This window comes from Spirabiliibacterium pneumoniae (genome assembly GCF_014884995.1).
Classification (GTDB): domain Bacteria; phylum Pseudomonadota; class Gammaproteobacteria; order Enterobacterales; family Pasteurellaceae; genus Spirabiliibacterium; species Spirabiliibacterium pneumoniae.
In genome coordinates this window covers 38,772-56,162 of the sequence record NZ_JABMII010000001.1, presented here as the reverse complement: position 1 = coordinate 56,162, position 17,391 = coordinate 38,772, and the positions used below count along the sequence as shown (strand labels likewise).

General features: G+C 45.3%; 16 protein-coding genes. 14 read left to right on the top strand and 2 right to left on the bottom strand.

From position 1 onward, the window contains the following. Window positions 1-144 precede the first annotated feature (144 nt). The 5 genes from rimP to truB are packed head-to-tail and all read left to right on the top strand — an operon-like array spanning window position 145 to window position 6,146. Window positions 145-606 carry a ribosome maturation factor RimP gene (gene rimP / locus HPC38_RS00270; protein WP_208119285.1) on the top strand — a complete coding sequence of 154 codons (462 nt, stop codon included), beginning with the start codon at window positions 145-147 and terminating at the stop codon, window positions 604-606. 32 nt (window positions 607-638) lie between these two features. Further along, window positions 639-2,132: a transcription termination factor NusA gene (gene nusA, locus HPC38_RS00265; RefSeq protein ID WP_208119284.1), complete on the top strand. Its 1,494-nt coding sequence runs from the start codon at window positions 639-641 to the stop codon at window positions 2,130-2,132. A 10-nt stretch (window positions 2,133-2,142) separates the two neighbouring features. Then, window positions 2,143-4,788, top strand: coding sequence for a translation initiation factor IF-2 (gene infB / locus HPC38_RS00260; protein WP_208119283.1), 2,646 nt, complete (start codon window positions 2,143-2,145; stop codon window positions 4,786-4,788). A gap of 55 nt (window positions 4,789-4,843) precedes the next feature. Then, a complete protein-coding gene (gene rbfA, locus HPC38_RS00255) occupies window positions 4,844-5,227 on the top strand; it encodes a 30S ribosome-binding factor RbfA (protein WP_208119282.1) in 384 nt (127 codons plus the stop codon). Window position 5,228: 1 nt separating this feature from the next. Next, window positions 5,229-6,146, top strand: coding sequence for a tRNA pseudouridine(55) synthase TruB (truB, locus tag HPC38_RS00250; protein WP_208119281.1), 918 nt, complete (start codon window positions 5,229-5,231; stop codon window positions 6,144-6,146). A 39-nt stretch (window positions 6,147-6,185) separates the two neighbouring features. Here truB and HPC38_RS00245 read toward each other — a convergent pair whose 3' ends face one another. Both HPC38_RS00245 and HPC38_RS00240 read right to left on the bottom strand, forming a co-directional pair. Next, window positions 6,186-7,664, bottom strand: a complete 1,479-nt coding sequence (locus HPC38_RS00245; protein WP_235977535.1) for a DUF2264 domain-containing protein — start codon at window positions 7,662-7,664, stop codon at window positions 6,186-6,188. A 63-nt stretch (window positions 7,665-7,727) separates the two neighbouring features. Further along, window positions 7,728-9,290 carry a sulfatase-like hydrolase/transferase gene (locus tag HPC38_RS00240; RefSeq protein WP_208119280.1) on the bottom strand — a complete coding sequence of 521 codons (1,563 nt, stop codon included), beginning with the start codon at window positions 9,288-9,290 and terminating at the stop codon, window positions 7,728-7,730. A gap of 349 nt (window positions 9,291-9,639) precedes the next feature. On the opposite strand from HPC38_RS00240, the gene agaR reads away from it, so the two are divergent. From agaR to HPC38_RS00195, 9 genes are all read left to right on the top strand, one after another. Beyond that, window positions 9,640-10,413: a transcriptional repressor AgaR gene (gene agaR, locus HPC38_RS00235; RefSeq protein WP_208119279.1), complete on the top strand. Its 774-nt coding sequence runs from the start codon at window positions 9,640-9,642 to the stop codon at window positions 10,411-10,413. 17 nt (window positions 10,414-10,430) lie between these two features. Continuing rightward, complete coding sequence (gene kbaZ / locus HPC38_RS00230) at window positions 10,431-11,717, top strand: tagatose-bisphosphate aldolase subunit KbaZ (protein ID WP_208119278.1); 1,287 nt, start codon at window positions 10,431-10,433, stop codon at window positions 11,715-11,717. 12 nt (window positions 11,718-11,729) lie between these two features. Beyond that, window positions 11,730-12,896 carry an SIS domain-containing protein gene (locus tag HPC38_RS00225; RefSeq protein ID WP_208119277.1) on the top strand — a complete coding sequence of 389 codons (1,167 nt, stop codon included), beginning with the start codon at window positions 11,730-11,732 and terminating at the stop codon, window positions 12,894-12,896. Between the two features lie 13 nt (window positions 12,897-12,909). Further along, window positions 12,910-13,395, top strand: a complete 486-nt coding sequence (agaV, locus tag HPC38_RS00220; RefSeq protein WP_208119276.1) for a PTS N-acetylgalactosamine transporter subunit IIB — start codon at window positions 12,910-12,912, stop codon at window positions 13,393-13,395. 26 nt (window positions 13,396-13,421) lie between these two features. Beyond that, the gene (agaW, locus tag HPC38_RS00215) at window positions 13,422-14,189 is read left to right on the top strand and encodes a PTS N-acetylgalactosamine transporter subunit IIC (RefSeq protein ID WP_208119275.1); all 768 of its coding nucleotides are present in this window, start codon (window positions 13,422-13,424) and stop codon (window positions 14,187-14,189) included. Continuing rightward, window positions 14,179-15,039, top strand: coding sequence for a PTS system mannose/fructose/sorbose family transporter subunit IID (locus tag HPC38_RS00210; protein ID WP_208119274.1), 861 nt, complete (start codon window positions 14,179-14,181; stop codon window positions 15,037-15,039). The genes agaW and HPC38_RS00210 overlap by 11 nt, the downstream gene beginning before the upstream one ends. Before the next feature lie 60 nt (window positions 15,040-15,099). Beyond that, complete coding sequence (gene agaF / locus HPC38_RS00205) at window positions 15,100-15,540, top strand: PTS galactosamine/N-acetylgalactosamine transporter subunit IIA (RefSeq protein WP_208119273.1); 441 nt, start codon at window positions 15,100-15,102, stop codon at window positions 15,538-15,540. A 45-nt stretch (window positions 15,541-15,585) separates the two neighbouring features. Beyond that, complete coding sequence (locus HPC38_RS00200; protein WP_208119272.1) at window positions 15,586-16,632, top strand: glycoside hydrolase family 88/105 protein; 1,047 nt, start codon at window positions 15,586-15,588, stop codon at window positions 16,630-16,632. A 98-nt stretch (window positions 16,633-16,730) separates the two neighbouring features. Next, window positions 16,731-17,372 (top strand): RpiB/LacA/LacB family sugar-phosphate isomerase, encoded by a 642-nt coding sequence (locus tag HPC38_RS00195; protein WP_208119271.1) that lies wholly within the window; start codon window positions 16,731-16,733, stop codon window positions 17,370-17,372. The last annotated feature ends 19 nt before the right edge of the window (window positions 17,373-17,391 follow it).

Here is a 17,391-nt window from a genome sequence, read left to right as displayed (position 1 = left end):
CGATTTGCCTGCGTGGCAAATTGTGTAGCCCATAAAGCCCCAATAGGGGTTTTTTTGTGGAATAATGTTGGCGTTTGAGTTTTCAAACAAAAGTTTATGGGCTATCAGCCCTTTTTTTGTATCTTTTTTTAACTGGGGGATCTTTTGGCGACACTAGAGCAAAACATTGTTGATGCCGTGCAAAGTGCGGTCGATGCCTATGGCTGCGAGCTTTGGGGCGTTGAAGTGCAGCGCGTAGGTCGATTTTTAACAGTTCGTCTTTATATTGACAAAGACGGCGGTGTGAGCGTGGATGATTGCGCCGATGTCAGCCGACAAGTCAGTGCGATTATGGATGTTGAAGACTTTATCGCAGACAAATACAACCTTGAAGTGTCGTCACCTGGCTTAGATAGACCTTTATTTACTCTTGACCAATATCGCCGTTATGTTGGCCAAGAAATTGTCGTGCATCTGCGCGTGAGCGTTGCAAATCGCAGAAAATGGCGTGGCAAACTTGAAAGTGTTGAAGGCGATATGCTGACACTTAACGCCGATGGCGAAGTACAAACCTTCGCGTTTGGCAACATCCAAAAAGGACATGTCGTCTACCACTTTGATGATTAATACCCGCTGCAGCGCAGCATAGAGAGGCAACCATGAGTAAAGAAATTTTATTAGCCGCAGAGGCAGTGTCTAACGAACGTTTACTTCCAAGAGAGAAAATTTTTGAAGCATTAGAAAATGCATTGGCCATTTCAACAAGAAAAAAACATGAAATGGATATTGATGTGCGCGTGGTAATTGACCGTAAAACGGGCGACTTCCAAACATTCCGCCGCTGGCTAGTGGTGGAAGAGGTTACTATTCCAACCAAAGAAATTACCTTAGAAGCCGCGCAGATGGAAGAGCCAAATATTCAACTTGGCGATTATATTGAAGATGAAATCGATTCCATTCCATTTGATCGTATTACGATGCAAACTGCGCGTCAGGTTATTAGCAGCAAAATCCGCGAAGCGGAGCGCAATAAAGTGGTGGAAAACTTCCGCAGCCAAGAAGGCGAGATTGTTTCTGGGATTGTGAAAAAAGTTAACCGCGATGTGATTCAACTTGACCTAGGCAACCAAGCAGAAGCCGTTATTCAGCGTGATGACATGCTCCCGCGCGAAAACTTCCGCCCAGGTGATCGCGTGAAAGGGGTGTTGTATAAAATCAATCCTGAAGCCAAAGGGGCGCAATTATTCGTCACACGGTCTAAACCAGAGATGATCATTGAGCTATTCCGCCTTGAAGTGCCTGAAATTGGTGAAGAATTAATTGAAATCCGCGGTGCCGCGCGCGACCCAGGATCACGCGCAAAAATTGCAGTGAAAAGCAATGACCGTCGCATTGACCCTGTGGGTGCGTGTGTCGGCATGCGCGGTGCGCGCGTGCAGGCGATTACTAACGAATTGGGTGGAGAACGTGTGGATATCGTACTGTGGGACGACAATCCAGCGCAATTTGTGATTAACGCCATGGCGCCAGCTGATGTCAGCTCGATTGTAGTCGATGAAGACAAACATGCGATGGATATTGCTGTTGATGCAGCAAATCTCGCACAAGCAATAGGGCGCAATGGGCAGAATGTGCGCTTGGCTACCCAGTTGACTGGCTGGACATTAAATGTGATGACCACCGAAGAGTTAAATGAAAAGCACCAGCAAGAAACTGATCGGGCATTGAACTTATTCATTGAACATTTGGATGTGGATGAAGATATTGCGGAAATTTTAGTCGACGAAGGCTTTAGCTCCCTAGAACAAATCGCCTATGTGCCAACTGAAGATATGTTAGAAATTGATGGTTTCGATGAAGATTTGGTTGAAGAATTGAGATCTCGTGCTAAAAGTGCAATCACAACGATTGCATTAGCGGAAGAAGAGCGCTTGTCACAAGCGAATATTCAAGAAGAATTATTAAATCTTGATGGTATGGATCGTCATATTGCATTTAAATTAGCTGAAAAAGGTGTAACGGATCTAGAAGAGCTGGCCGAGCAAAGCATCGATGATTTGGCCGATATTGAAGAACTGAGCGCAGAAAAAGCGGGGCAGTTAATTATGGCTGCGCGTGAAATTTGCTGGTTCAGTGATGCTGAATCAAAATAGAGGGGGATATATGAGTAAAACAGTCAAGGATCTAGCAACGGAAATTAATACCCCACTAGATAAATTATTAACGCAGCTCAAAGAGGCTGGGATTGAAAAAAGCGCTGAAGATACCATCAGCGCCATTGATGAACGCAAGTTATTAAAATCACTGGGTGGTGCAGGCGCCAAACCAAAAAAATTAACTTTACAGCGCAAAGAGCGTAGCACGTTGAAAATCACGGGCACAGGTGGCAAAAGCAAAGAAGTGAAAGTGGAAGTACGGAAAAAACGGACTATCACGCCTGTGTCCAAAGAAGAAATTGAACGTAAGAAAGCAGAAGAACAAGCCCGTTTAGAAGCCATTGCCAAAGCAGAACAAGAAGCGAAAGAAAAAGCGCAAAGAGAAGCGGCGGAAAAGGCTCAGCGTGAGGCGGAAGAGAAAGCAAAACGCCAGGCGCAAAAACAAGCTCAAGCGCAGAAAAGTGAAAGTGCGGTCAAAGCCAAAACAGTGGATAGTGAAAAAGAAAAACTGCGCGCAGAAGAGGCCGAATTACGTCGCAAAGCAGAGCAGTTAGCGGCAGAAAAAGCCGAAGCGCTCGCTCGCCAAGCGGCAGAAGAAGCCAAGCGGATGGCGGAGCTGGCGAAAGATCGTGAAGATCAAGAAGACAAGCCAAAAGCAGAAGACTTCACCGATGCTAAATTAACTTCACGCTACGCGCAAGAGGCTGAAAATGAAGAAGCACGCCGCAAAGAAGGGCGCAGCCGTAATAAGAAAGTTAACAAAGCGAAAAAACGCGATGATGATAATTCAAAATCAGAGCGCGAAGCCAATCGCCGCAATCAAAAAAATGTGAAAGGCGGTAAAAATGGCAAACGTGGCAGCTCAATTCAGCAAGGTTTCACGAAGCCTGCAGCACCCGTTAACCGTGAGGTTGTGATTGGTGAAACTATTACAGTTGCTGAACTGGCTAACAAAATGGCCGTGAAAGCCACCGAAGTGATTAAAACCATGATGGGCATGGGGGCGATGGCCACAATTAACCAAGTGATCGACCAAGAAACGGCACAGCTTGTGGCGGAAGAAATGGGGCATAAAGTTGTTTTGCGTCGCGAAAATGAGCTGGAAGAAGCGCTGTTAAGTGATCGCGACAGCAATGCACAAGCGGTTACCCGTGCGCCAGTTGTGACCATCATGGGGCACGTTGACCACGGTAAAACCTCACTGCTGGATTATATTCGTAAATCACGCGTTGCCTCTGGCGAGGCGGGTGGGATTACTCAGCATATTGGTGCTTATCATGTGCAAACTGACAACGGCATGGTCACCTTTTTGGATACCCCAGGGCACGCGGCCTTTACTTCGATGCGTGCGCGTGGTGCGAAAGCGACCGACATCGTGGTGTTAGTGGTGGCCGCTGATGATGGCGTAATGCCACAAACCATTGAGGCGATTCAACACGCCAAAGCAGCGAATGTGCCGTTGGTGGTAGCGGTAAATAAAATTGATAAACCTGAAGCTGACCCAGACCGTGTGAAAAATGAGCTTTCGCAATACGAAGTGATCAGTGAAGACTGGGGGGGCGATACACAATTTGTCCACGTTTCTGCTAAAAAAGGCACGGGTGTGGATGAGTTACTTGATGCAATCTTGTTGCAATCGGAAGTGCTGGAGCTCACTGCGGTGAGAGATGGCATGGCCAGTGGCGTTGTGATTGAATCTTATCTTGACAAAGGACGTGGCCCAGTTGCGACGGTCCTGATTCAGTCAGGCACATTGCATAAAGGCGATATCGTTTTATGTGGCTTAGAATACGGTCGCGTACGTGCGATGCGCGATGAAAACGGCAAAGAAATTGACGCCGCAGGCCCGTCTATCCCAGTTGAGATTTTAGGGCTGTCAGGTGTGCCAGCCGCGGGGGATGAGGCAACGGTAGTGCGCGATGAGAAAAAAGCGCGCGAGGTGGCGTTGCACCGTCAAGGTAAATTCCGTGAAGTGAAACTGGCGCGTCAACAAAAAGCAAAATTGGAAAATATGTTCAGCAATATGACTGAAGGCGATGTGGCAGAAGTTAATATTGTTGTCAAAGCTGATGTACAAGGCTCGGTGGAAGCCATTTGCCAAGCATTGACCGAGCTTTCGACCGACGAAGTGAAAGTGAAAATTGTCGGTTCTGGCGTAGGGGGTATCTCCGAAACCGATGCCACATTGGCGGCGGCTTCCAATGCGATTTTGGTTGGCTTCAACGTGCGTGCCGATGCGTCAGCGCGCCGCGTGGTGGAAGCAGAGAACATTGATTTGCGTTATTACTCCGTGATTTATGACTTGATCAACGAAGTGAAAGCCGCCATGAGTGGCTTGCTCTCTCCTGAATTCAAACAAGAAATCATCGGTTTGGCAGAAGTGCGCGAAGTGTTTAGATCGCCAAAAATTGGCGCGATCGCAGGTTGTATGGTGACTGAAGGTGTGGTGAAACGCCACAATCCAATTCGTGTGTTGCGTGATAACGTGGTGATCTACGAAGGCGAATTAGAATCACTGCGTCGCTTTAAAGATGACGTCAACGAAGTGCGTAACGGCATGGAGTGTGGTATCGGCGTGAAAAATTACAACGACGTTCGTGTGGGCGACCAAATCGAAGTGTTTGAAACTGTTGAAGTAAAACGTAGTATCTAAGGTTGACCGCACTTTGCTTTTGACAGGTAAAGTGCGGTTTTTTTAAGGAGTTTATATGGCAAGAGAATTTTCTCGCTCGCAGCGCGTTGCGCAAGAAATCAAAAAAGAGATCGCGGTGATTTTGCAACGTGAAGTCAAAGACCCACGCATTGGCATGGTCACTGTTTCGGATGTAGAACTTTCACGTGATTTGGAGCATGCTAAAATTTTTGTGACGTTTTTGTTTGATCAAGATGAAAGTGCGGTGCAAAAAGGCATGCAAGGTTTGCATGAGGCTTCAGGCTATATCCGCACTTTGCTCGGCAAAGCGATGCGGCTACGCGTGGTGCCAGAGTTGCGTTTTGAATACGATAACTCTTTGGTGGAAGGCATGCGGATGTCAAATTTAGTGACCCAAGTGGTCAATGACGACAACGCGAAACATAAAGACGACGAATAACGTGGGCAGACCAAAAAAACGCGGGCGCGACATCGACGGCGTGGTGCTGCTCGACAAACCGCAAGGCATCAGCTCCAATGATTTGTTGCAAAAAGTTAAACGCCTTTTTCAAGCCAACAAAGCAGGACATACTGGCGCGCTGGATCCGCTCGCCACAGGAATGTTGCCGATTTGCTTAGGCGAGGCGACTAAATTCAGCCAATTTTTACTCGATGCGGACAAAACCTATGTGGTGACCGCCAAGCTCGGTGAACGCACCGACACCTCCGATGCTGAAGGGCAGGTGATAAGTACCCGTGAGGTAAAGTGCGGTTTGGCGGATATTGAGCAAGCATTACCGCACTTTCGTGGTGAGTTGATGCAGGTGCCGACCATGTTTTCTGCGCTGAAGCACAATGGCAAGCCACTTTATGAATACGCCCGCGCAGGCATCACCATTGCGCGTGAGGCGCGCCCTATTACGGTGTTCTCCCTTGAATTGCTCGACTATGAAGCGCCGTTTTTGCGTTTAAATGTGCATTGCTCAAAAGGCACTTATATTCGCACGTTGGTTGATGATTTAGGCAAAATGCTCGGGTGTGGTGCCCATGTGGTGGTGTTGCGCCGTATCGGTGTGGCGAATTATCCGCAGGATAAAATGCTCAGCCTTGAGCAGTTGCAAGCGCTCAGTGAGCAAGGAGCAAGCGCGTTAGATAAGGTGCTTTTGCCAACTGATAGCGCCGTGGACACGCTGCCAGCGCTTATGTTAGATGAAAGCCAAGCACTGCGCATATGCCAAGGGCAACGGCTCAAGCTTAATGTGAAAATGCAGCCAGGGCAGTTGTTACGTTTATTTTCGCCACAGCGGCAATTTCTCGGCGTGGGGCGATGTGACGAGCGGCAAACACTTCATCCACAGCGGCTGATTACAACCCATTAAAGCATAAAGTGCGGTCAATAAGACCGCACTTTTGTTTTATCACCGCCACTGAGTGGGCGGATTTAAGAACAGATTAAGGCGTGAGGAGTAGCAGGTTACGCCTTTGCGGATAAGGTTGTTTTTAGGCCGAATGGCGCGCCCAACAATGCGTTCAGCAATCGGCTGCCAAAAAGATTGAGACACGAGTGCGGCATTAACAAAAGGATAATCGGGATAGTCATTTTGTTGGAAAATAGCACATACTTCGCCTGTTTTTTTATGTCCGATAATGGTTAGCCCAATGGCATCAATCGTAAGATTGAAATCCCCTTTTTCAACTTCAAGCGGTTGCTCAGGTGTTGTCCATAGTTGAATATCATCACCGCCATAGGTGAGCAAAATCAACGTGCGTAATGACCACAGCGCGCTGCCCGAGCCACTGTAACTGTCCACCAGGCGGCGGTCGGTTTTAAATAAGCCTTGCGTGAGTACGCCTTTTTGAATTGCGCCGCGCTGGATAAAAAAGCGGTTCAAGGTGGCAACAATGCGTTTTACCTGCCCGTCGGCTTGCCCTTGTTGTAGCATGGAGCTGACCAGTGCACTTGGTGCGGCAAAGCGGTAGATAATACTGCGCCCGAAGAATGTCAGCCCTTGTGGGGTGAATAAATATTTAAATGTTTCACAAAAGGTTTTCGCGCTCTCAACAATAAAAGTGCGGTCAAAGGTAGGGTCAATTTGGTCGATCCAAAACAGGGCGTAGTGAAAGCCCCACGAGTTGTAATAGTCAAAATTGCCTTTTGCACCATCACGAAACCAACCATCGCCGACATAAAATTCTTTAATGCGGGCGTAACGATCGTGGTTGACGACATCTTCACCGCTGAGATCACGGATAACCAGTTGAGTGAGCACGATAAACAAATGCCAGTTATTATCCACCGTTTTGACATCGCTGATTTTTTTAAGCCAATTGATAATTTGCGCTTGCTCAGTGGCGGTGTAATGAACCCAGACCGCACTTTTACTTAACCATAAAGCGAGTGCGAAATCCGCTGTTTCACAAATGACTTGGCTGTAGTCACTTAACTCGCCCCAAAAGCCCTCACTTTGTGGATTGGTGGCACTGAGAAAGCCCGTTTTTAGAATGGCTTGCACTTTTGGATAGAGCAGTGAATTTTGATTATTTTTATTATGCAAAAAAGCCGCTAAAAGTGGATAACTGCGTGCCGCGCTTTCGATCGCGTCGCTTTCCACGCCTTGTTCGGCAGGAATGCCAGGATAATATGCTTTGGCGCCGTCGAAGTGCGCGTGATGGAGAAAACTTTGGATAAAGTAATCGCGCATAGTGATGCAGCCATTGGCAAAGTCATAATCCTCGTCTTCAAAGGCTTGCATTAATGCATCATCGTACTCGGTAAATGGCTTTTTGTATTTAAATACTTTGCGAATATTTTGTTTAAAAGTGCGGTAATAATCACGCCATGTTGGGTGTTCGTGGGCAAGAAATGGGCGTTCGGTGTAGCGGATATTATCGGGCATAGTACTCTCCTAAAAATAAATCACTCCCCATTTTACAACAGGGAGTGATTGTGTGCGCAGATATTATGCTTTTGGCTGTTCAGGGGTTGCACAAGTGTCAAGTTTCTTCTGCATTTTCTTGGTTGGGCCTGTGATAAATTCTACTGGACGCCAAGAATCACCTGTTTTTTCAAGCCATGGGATCAATTCTTCTTTAACCAATTTTTCAATCAGTTCAGGATTTTGATCGGCAATGTTTTTCTCTTGATATGGGTCATTGACGTTATCAAATAAGGTGTATTTGAGCGGTTCACCGTCTTGACGATCAATTTCAAGGGTATGGGTTGCTGTACGAACACCACGGCGACCAAACGATGGTTGACCGTATGGTACAAACAGATAGAGTTGTGATGTCGGGCTTTCGCCTTTGTCGTGCAGCACTTGTTCCGCCAAGCTCACGCCTTCCACACTGCCTGGAATAGAATCTTTCAAGCCGAGCAAATCCAGCACAGTTGGGTAAATGTCAGGTGCTGACATTAAGGTTTGGTTCACACCTGGTTTGATTTTGCCTGGCAAGCGGAACATCATTGGCACGCGCATGGATTCTTCATAAACCACATTTTTGGTTGGTTTACCGTGAGAACCAATGCAGCAACCGTGGTCAGAGAAGAATACAACTAAGGTGTTATCACTCAAGCCTTGTTTGTCAAGTTCAGCAAGAATGCGTCCGAATTGTTCGTCAACACCAGTGACCATTGCCATGTAGGATTTAAAATTATCTGGGCCGTAGCCATCCATGTATTTTTTATCCCAGTCAACGTTTGGACGTGTGTTAAGATCTTTCGAAGTTTTATCTTTATACATATCCAAGTATTTTTGTGGCACTTGGTTATAAGGTGAGTGTGGCGGATTCATAGATACGACCAACGCAAATGGCTTGTTTGGATCGCGGTATTTGTTGCCCTCATTACGCAGATAATTGATCGCCATATCTGCTTCGTGTTCAGGCCCCCATTGATCAACGTATTCAGGGTATTCACGCGGTGTATCATTGCCCCAATACATTGGTTTCATATGCAAGTCATAGGTGCCGTAGGAGTACCAAAAGTCAAAGCCATGGCGACGATCTGGCGGTGTCCACTCATTCCAGTAGCGACCTTCCATTGGGTTGTTATAACTTTTAATGTACGGTTCATGTGGCACATCCAAATGCCATTTACCGATATAACCAAGCGCATAGCCTTCGTCTTTTAACACATCAGACCAGCAGCGTGCATAAGGGGAAAGTTCAATCCCCACTTTGCCACCGTAGTCATGGGTGTTGCCTGTCACGCCATTATGCAATGGATATTGTCCTGTCATCAGCATGCCACGAAACGGTGAACACAGTGGATAGTTAGATGCCATCTGATCCATCACTTTCGCTTCTTTAGCAAAAGCATCTAGGTGTGGCGTAATGGCAGGATCTTCGCCTTTAAAACCCTGTGCTTGCGCACGCATTTCATCAGGGAAGACGAGTAGCAAATTCAATTTTGGTGCATTCTCTTTTTTATTTGGGGTGTCGTTGGCGACGGCTTTACCTGCCAATGTTGCAGCCACCGAGCTGCCTGCAACCCCTTTAATAAAGGTTCTGCGCGAGATACTCATTTTTCACTCCTTTAGTACATTATAAAAAATTTTCGTTTTCTTTTGTTTCGTAAGTATAACGGATTTTACTGACATAATTTGAGATATAGCTCACAAATTTTAAAAATAGAAACCGCACTTTAAAAATTTTGCAAAAATAAAGTAATAAAAATTGGAAAAGCATTTTGGCTCTAGAGTGCGGTTTTTTATAGTTCCTATATTAATGGCATTGGTTTAGGATGCAAGATAACTTGATTGAATACCTATTTTTTTGTGAGATTGATCAAAAAAATGAGATTCGGTGATTGAGCTTTCGTTTTCTTTCATTTATCTTGTATGCAAGAAAACAAAAGCAGTGAAGGTTGTTGTGATGAAAAGTGTGATTGAGCGTCGAATGGATATTGTTAGCCTCGTGAATGCACAAAATTCAGCACGAGTTGAAGACTTGGCAACACAATTTAATGTATCTGCTGTCACCATCCGCAATGATCTTAACTTTTTAGAAAAAAACGGCTATATCCTGCGTTCTCATGGCGTGGCTATGCCAAATAAAGGCCTGATTGCAGAGTTGTCAAACTCGGAAAAACGCCAACGTAATAGTGGCATTAAACAGAAAATTGGTGCAGCAGCACTGAAGTTTATCCACGACAATGACGCTATTATTTTGGATTCTGGTACGACGACGCGTGAAATTGCTAACCATTTAAAACAGTCTTCATTAGACAATGTGTTGGTGATGACAAATGGCTTGGATATTGCCACCGAGCTTGCCAAAGCGGCCAATACTGAGGTGTTGATGACGGGCGGTCGGCTGCGTAAAAATGTGTTGTCGTTTTCTGGTCGCCAAGCTGAGTTAAGCCTGCAAGGGCATTGCTTTAGTAAATTTTTCTTAGGTGTTGATGGATTTGATCTGCGCGCGGGTATTACCACGCATAATGAACAAGAAGCCACATTGAACCGTGCGATGTGCGATGTTTCAAATCATGTGGTGGCGGTGACGGATTCCAGTAAATTTGGCAAACAAAGTTGCCATATTATCCGTCGTGCATTTGAAATTGACACTTTAATTACCGACTCAGGTATCCCCGATGAGTATGTCAATGCATTACAAGACAATGGCGTCGAGGTCATTATAGTAGATTAGTCAATGGAGATAAGACAGTGAGCATTTTATTAGATGTTATTAAACAACACAAAGCAGGTGGACATAATGGGATTTATTCCATTTGTTCTGCTCATCCGACAGTACTTGAAGCCTCATTATTGCAGGCCTTAAAAGATGATTCTGTGTTGTTAATTGAAGCCACATCAAACCAAGTGGATCAATTTGGCGGCTACACAGGTATGACCCCCGCCGACTTCCGTGATTTCGTATTGGATTTGGCTCGTCAAGTCAATTTCCCGAAAGAGCGTTTGGTACTCGGTGGTGACCATTTAGGCCCGAATCGTTGGCAAGGATTGAGTGCCGATGAAGCCATGAAAAATGCAGAAGGCTTGATTGAAGCCTATGTGGCGGCAGGATTTGAAAAAATTCACCTTGATTGTAGTATGTCATGCAAAGGCGACCCAGTGCCATTATCTGATGACATCGTGGCAGAGCGTGCTGCGCGTTTGGCTGTGATTGCAGAAAAAACGGCTGAAAAGTGCGGTAACGCAGGCAAGACTGTGTATGTTATCGGTACCGAAGTGCCTGTGCCAGGTGGTGAAGCGGAAGCTATTAACGAGCTAGAAGTGACCAACCCAGAAGCGGCGAAGAAAACGTTAAATACGCACCAACAAGCGTTTGAAAAAGTTGGCTTAAAATCCATTTGGGATCGCGTGATTGGCTTGGTGGTGCAACCTGGCGTGGAATTTGACCACACCAAAGTGATCGACTTTGTGCCAGAAAAAGCTAAAAACTTGAGTAACGTGGTGAGTGAATTCCCACACTTGGTATTTGAAGCGCACTCAACCGATTATCAAACCGCGCAGGCGTATAAAGATTTAGTGGACAATCACTTCGCGATTTTAAAAGTTGGCCCGGCCTTAACATTCGCTTTGCGTGAAGGTTATTACGGCTTGTGCGGCATTGAAAAAGAAATTTTCCCTGAAGAAAAGCGCGCTAATTTGCGTGATGTGTTAGAAGAGGTGATGCTGGCTAACCCTGATAACTGGGCGAAGTATTACCATGGCGACAAACAACAACAATTCTTCGCACGCAGCTATAGCTTCAGTGATCGTATCCGTTACTACTGGGCTAACCCAACCATTGGTGCGGCGGTGGATAAACTGTTCGCTAACTTTGAAGGCGTGGAAATTCCATTGCCATTGTTGAGCCAATACTTCCCTGAACAATATGTCAAAGTACGTGAAGGAAAATTGAACGCCGATGCCAAATCATTGGTGATCGATAAAGTTCAAGGCGTGATTCGCGATTACGCAGCGGCAGCATTTTTCAACCAAAAATAAGGAATTGATATTATGCAAAATTATTTAGGCTTCGCACTTGAGCAGCTCGAAAAGCAAAGTGCGGTCATGACAGCCAAAGAAATTAATCAACAACCGTCATCTTGGGCGAAGGCGTTGAAAAACCTCGACGCACAAAAAGCGCAAGTGTTAGATTTTATTAAACCCGTGATGGAGGCAGAGGTTTCTCGCATTGTGTTCACTGGGGCTGGCACGTCTGCATTTGTGGGGCACTCCATTGCACCTGCGGTACGTACAATTACAGGCAAACGCACAGAATCGATTGCCACCACCGATATTGTGTCTAATCCGTATCAATATTTCAGCGAAGATATCCCAACCTTGTTGATTTCTTTCGCTCGTTCAGGCAACAGCCCTGAAAGTGTGGCTGCGGTAGATTTGGCCAACCAATGCTTGAGCAATGTACGCCATTTATTGATCACCTGTAACAAAGATGGCGCATTATTTGTTAACGGTTCAAAACAAGACAACGCCTTGCCACTGTTGATGCCAGAAGAAACGAACGACGGCAGCTTTGCGATGACATCGAGCTTTAGCTCAATGATGCTGACCGCACTTTCTGTGTTCTTCTTGCCACAAGGCTCTGTGGTTGAACGTTTTGGCTATATTGCTGAAAACACCGAAAAATTGATTCCGCGTTACGTGGACTATGTGAAAAGCATCATTAATGATGGCATTGAGCGCATTATCTATCTTGGTAGCGGTGGCTTGCAAGGTTTAGCACAAGAATCTGCTTTGAAAATTTTGGAGTTAACCGCGGGTCAAGTGGTTGCCACTTATGACTCCCCAATGGGATTCCGCCATGGTCCAAAATCGATCGTGAATAACAAAACCATGATCGTAGAGTATTTATCTAATAATGAATATACTCGTTTATATGACGTGGATTTATTAAAAGAACTTCGTCGTGATGGCATTGCGCGCCGTGTTACTGCACTGACTGCACTCTCAGATGAGGCGATTGCTAACCCTGATGTGTTGGTGCTAGATGGCTTTGAAAACGCACAAGATTTTGAGTTGCTGTTCCCTTACATTGTATTTGCACAAATCTATGCGCTTTACAGCTCATTGGCTCACGATATTACACCAGATAATCCTTGCCCAAGCGGTGAAGTAAACCGTGTTGTTCAAGGTGTGATTATTCATCAATTTACTAACTAACTTGGAGGATTCTATGCCTAATATTGTATGGACACGTATTGACGAGCGTTTACTACACGGTCAAATTCGAATCACTTGGGGCAAACATACTGGTGCTAATTTGATTTTAGTTGCTAATGATGCCGCTGCCGAAGGCCCTAATGCTGCATTTATGCAAGCGGGCATGAAAGCATCAGCTGGCGGTGAATATGCTGTACGTTTTTTCACCATTCAAAAAACTATTGATGTGATTCATAAAGCGTCACCAGCGCAAAAAGTCTTCATTCTTTGTAATAATCCAACAGATATTGCAAAGCTTGTTGAAGGGGGCGTGCCTATTAAACATGTCAACATCGGTAATATGCACTTCCATGATGGAAAGAAACAGTTAACTAAAACAGTTTCTGTTGATGAAAAAGATATCGAAGCATTTAAAAAATTGGTAGCAGCTGGCGTGAAATGTACTGTACAGAACACACCTGATGCGCCTGAAGTCGATATTATGGATCTTATCAAATAATCTAATTGATATAGGAGTTTACGACTATGTTTTTTGAAGCACTTTTGGTTGCCGGCTGGGCATTCCTGTGCGGTATCGATAAATACGATGTTGCACTTAATATTCACCGCCCATTGATTACAGGCCCAGTTGTTGGTTTGATCATGGGTGATATGCAACTCGGTCTTGTAACAGGCGCCACTCTTGAGTTGGCTTGGCTTGGTTTGGTACCAAATGCAGGTGCCCAGCCACCTGATGTTACCATGGGGACTATCGCAGCGGTTGCTTTTGCTGTGATGACAAAGCAATCACCAGACGTTGCAATGGGCGTGGGTATGCCAATTGCGGTTGTGATGCAAATGTTGGTGATCGGTTTCTTCGCAGTAACCTCATTCACCATGGGCAAAGCTGACCGTTATGCTGAAAATGCCAATCCAAACGGTATAGATTTTTTGTTGATTGCAACTATCTCATTACGTTCGTTAATGTATGCCATTATCGCTTTTGTCACTGTTTATTTCGGGGAGCATGCCGCAGCATGGATTGATGCTTATGCACCGAAAACATTGCTTGAGGGCCTAGGCTTAGGTGCTCGTTTGGTTCCAGCGATTGGTTTTGCAATGTTATTAAAAATCATGTGGTCAAAAGAAATGGCGGGTGTGTTCTTCATCGGTTTCGTGGCGACTACTTACTTAAAACTACCAATTATGGCAGTAGCTATCATCGGTGGCTCAATTGCCGTACTTTATTACTACTTCTCTGGCAGCAATAACTCAAACAACCAACAAGCACAGGAGTTTGAAGATGGAATCTAATATGGAAAAAACAGGTTTAGTGGATAACATCGACGCATACCAAGACACCACCGTACGCAAAGTAATTACCAAAGGCGATCTTTGGAAATGCGCAATCCGCGGTTTGTTCATGGAAGGTAACTTTAACTTTGAACGTATGCAAGGTGCTGGTTTTGCTTATTCCATTATTCCTGCATTGAAAAAAATCCACGGTAACAATAAACGTGACTTAGCAACCGCATTGAAAAACCATTTGCAATTCTTCAATGCCAGTCCAAAATTGTTCACCTTCTTGTTGGGTACTGCCATCGCGATGGAAGAAAACAAAGAGCAACCGTCTACCATCAACGTAATGAAAGTGGCAGGTATGGGGCCAACAGGTGGTGTGGGTGATGCCATCGACCACATGACTTTGATGCCATTGACGTTGGCACTGGGTGCGTCAATTGCTATCGAAGGCTCAATTGCAGGTCCATTTGTGTTCTTCATTCTTTACCAATTGGTGCATTTCTTTGTGTACTTTGGTTTGATGTTCATGGGCTACAAAGCGGGTACTGCGGCAATGGTGAGCATGAGTGATTCTACTGAAAAACTCGCGCGTGCTGCCAACATCATGGGGATCTTCGTTATCGGTGCATTGTGTGCGACCTTTATTCGGTTTAAAACGACCGCCACGCTCACCATGGGGGGCAAGGTTGTACCACTGCAAACCGACTTCTTTGACAAGATTATGCCAAACATTTTGCCACTTGCATTAGTTTTCTTGATGTTCAAATTGGTAAAAGGCACTGGTTTCTGGGCTAAACCACCAGTATTAATCTTCTCAACACTCGCATTTGGTGTTATCGGACACTATATCGGTATCATCTAATCACACATTTAGGAGAGGAGCTTGCTCCTCTCTTACTGCTTTTTTATTTTGGGGGATATTATGTTAGGTATCGTAGTTTCAGGACATTTAAATTTTGCATCGGGTATGCAATCAGCTGTGCAAGCCATTGTAGGCAAACAAGATCAACTGGAATTTGTTGATTTTTTAGAAAGCATGTCAACTGAACAGTTGGAAGAAAAACTCGTTGAGGCAATGAAAAACGTCAACACTGGCGAAGGTGTGCTGTTTTTAACTGATATTTACGGTGGCTCACCAACCAACCGAGCCATTAATATTTTGCTACAAAACCCAGACGTTGAAGTGGTTTGTGGTGCAAATCTTTCTATGATCGTCAATGCTGCACTTGAGCGTGAAGAGTTTACGTTAAAAGAATTAAAAGATGCGTTAGTCAGCGGTGAAATGAGCAATATTAAAGATATTCGCACAGAAGTCGAAACGGCGATGAACGCACAAGACGAAGAAAGCGAAGATGGCCTATAAATAAGCAAAGTGCGGTTAACCGCACTTTTGAAAAAAGGAGCATGTATGAGTATTCAAAAAGACGCGGTGCAAACGCTAATGAAACGCGTATATCGCTGGCAAGCAGCCAATCAAACCCGCAGCGTCATTCGCCGCTCAGGCAAAACCCGTTTTATTAAAGACACCGACTGGGAGCGTGGCGTATTTTGGTCTTGCGTGGCCGCGGCTTGGCAGGCTACAGGCGATGATGATTATCGTGACGGCGTATTAAACTATACCTTGCACACAGGTTTTCGTACAGGTCCTAATGCCCGCTTTGCTGATGATTTGGTGTGTGCACAAGGCTACATTGACATCTATCCTGAAATTAATCAAGAAGAAGCGTTAGAGCCGACCATCAATTTCATCAATGACATGATCGACAATCCAAAACCAGGGCGTGAAGACTGGTGGTGGTGCGATTCACTCTTTATGGCGCCACCTGCGTTCGCCAAATTGAGCAAACAAACGGGTGAGGCGAAATACGTTGAGTATATGAACCAAGCTTTTTGGGACAGTGTTGCGCACCTGCAAGACCCAGAAACCGCACTTTTCTACCGTGATCACCGCTACATTCCTGACGGTAAAGGCAGTGAAATGCGTGAAGCTAACGGTGAGAAAGTTTTCTGGAGCCGTGGCATTGGCTGGGTGATTGCCGCTATTCCACGCATTTTGGCCAGTCTGCCTAATGATTTTGCTGATCGTGATCGCTATTTGGACTTGTTTAAACAATTGGCGCAACAAGTGATTAAATATCAACACGACGACGGCTTCTGGCGCGCCAGTTTGCTTGACCCAGATAATTTCCCAGCACCAGAAAGCTCCGCCAGCTCACTGTTTTGCTATGCGTTAGCGTGGGGTGTGAATCACAACGTGTTGGATACAGCCACCTATCTTCCTGTGGTGGAAAAAGCTTGGTCTGCATTGGAAAGTGCGGTGCACGAAAATGGCATGATCGGCTGGGTGCAACTGCCAGCATTTAATCCGCGCGATGTGAAATTTGAACACAATATCGACTACGGTGCTGGCGCATTTTTGCTAGCTGGCTGTGAAGTGCAAAATCTTAGCAAATAAGCCAAAAGTTGATGAAACACGATAAGTGCGGTAAAATGAACCGCACTTTTAATATATTTGAAGAGTATTTTTTAAGCGATATTTAAGGATAACAATTTATGAAAATTGCATTAATGATGGAAAACAGCCAAGCGGCGAAAAACCCAATTATTTTAAAAGAATTACAAAGCGTTGTAGCACCAAAAGGCTATGATGTGTATAACGTGGGTATGGACAGCGAAAACGACCATCACCTCACTTACATCCATTTAGGGATTATGGCGAGCATCTTGTTGAACTCAAAAGCGGTTGATTTTGTTATCGCAGGTTGTGGTACTGGACAAGGTGCATTAATGTCATTAAACGCGCACCCAGGCGTGGTGTGTGGTTACTGCTTAGATCCTGCTGATGCGTTCTTGTTTGCACAAATCAACAACGGTAACGCCTTGTCATTGGCATTTGCAAAAGGCTTTGGTTGGGGCGCAGAATTGAACGTGCGTTATATGTTTGAAAAAGCCTTCGCGGGCGAACGTGGTCAAGGCTACCCAGTTGAACGTAAAGAACCACAATTGCGCAATGCTGGCATCTTAAACCAAGTGAAAGCAGCTGTGGCGAAAGACAACTATCTTGACACCTTAAAAGCCCTTGATCCTGAATTGGTGAAAACCGCTGTAACAGGTGAGCGCTTCCAAGAATGTTTCTTCAACAACTGCCAAGATGACGAAATCCGCGCATACGTTGAAAGCGTGTTAAAAGCATAAGTTAACGCATAAAAAAGCC

Excerpts from the sequence above, each read along its gene's own strand:
- nusA (WP_208119284.1), top strand. The coding sequence starts at position 639 with ATGAGTAAAGAAATTTTATTAGCCGCAGAGGCAGTGTCTAACGAACGT.
- infB (WP_208119283.1), top strand. The coding sequence starts at position 2,143 with ATGAGTAAAACAGTCAAGGATCTAGCAACGGAAATTAATACCCCACTA.
- rbfA (WP_208119282.1), top strand. The coding sequence starts at position 4,844 with ATGGCAAGAGAATTTTCTCGCTCGCAGCGCGTTGCGCAAGAAATCAAA.
- HPC38_RS00245 (WP_235977535.1), bottom strand. The coding sequence starts at position 7,664 with ATGCCCGATAATATCCGCTACACCGAACGCCCATTTCTTGCCCACGAA.
- HPC38_RS00240 (WP_208119280.1), bottom strand. The coding sequence starts at position 9,290 with ATGAGTATCTCGCGCAGAACCTTTATTAAAGGGGTTGCAGGCAGCTCG.
- agaR (WP_208119279.1), top strand. The coding sequence starts at position 9,640 with ATGAAAAGTGTGATTGAGCGTCGAATGGATATTGTTAGCCTCGTGAAT.
- HPC38_RS00225 (WP_208119277.1), top strand. The coding sequence starts at position 11,730 with ATGCAAAATTATTTAGGCTTCGCACTTGAGCAGCTCGAAAAGCAAAGT.
- agaV (WP_208119276.1), top strand. The coding sequence starts at position 12,910 with ATGCCTAATATTGTATGGACACGTATTGACGAGCGTTTACTACACGGT.
- agaW (WP_208119275.1), top strand. The coding sequence starts at position 13,422 with ATGTTTTTTGAAGCACTTTTGGTTGCCGGCTGGGCATTCCTGTGCGGT.
- HPC38_RS00210 (WP_208119274.1), top strand. The coding sequence starts at position 14,179 with ATGGAATCTAATATGGAAAAAACAGGTTTAGTGGATAACATCGACGCA.
- agaF (WP_208119273.1), top strand. The coding sequence starts at position 15,100 with ATGTTAGGTATCGTAGTTTCAGGACATTTAAATTTTGCATCGGGTATG.
- HPC38_RS00200 (WP_208119272.1), top strand. The coding sequence starts at position 15,586 with ATGAGTATTCAAAAAGACGCGGTGCAAACGCTAATGAAACGCGTATAT.
- HPC38_RS00195 (WP_208119271.1), top strand. The coding sequence starts at position 16,731 with ATGAAAATTGCATTAATGATGGAAAACAGCCAAGCGGCGAAAAACCCA.